A 396-nucleotide genomic window follows, 5' to 3' on the forward strand; every position below is an offset into this window, starting at 1 on the left:
AGCGAAAAGAACCCCGGCGAGGGGAGTGAAAWAGAWCCTGAAACCGTGTRCGTACAAGCAGTRGGAGCACCTTCGGGKGTGACTGCGTACCTTTTGTATAATGGGTCAGCGACTTATATTCTGTAGCAAGGTTAACCGTATAGGGGAGSCGMAGGGAAACCGAGTCTTAACTGGGCGTTAAGTTGCAGGGTATAGACCCGAAACCCGGTGATCTAGCCATGGGCAGGTTGAAGGTTGGGTAACACTAACTGGAGGACCGAACCGACTAATGTTGAAAAATTAGCGGATGCCYTGTGGCTGGGGGTGAAAGGCCAATCAAACCGGGAGATAGCTGGTTCTCCCCGAAAGCTATTTAGGTAGCGCCTCGTGAACTCATCTCCGGGGGTAGAGCACTGT

The 396-nt window shown here is 52.3% G+C and carries 1 rRNA gene; it reads left to right on the forward strand.

Features of this window, described 5'->3' with window-relative positions:
* A 23S ribosomal RNA gene (locus AC1DFR_RS22395) occupies positions 1-396 on the forward strand; the annotation flags it as partial.

It is taken from the genome of Arthrobacter sp. 05T410, assembly GCF_056396505.1.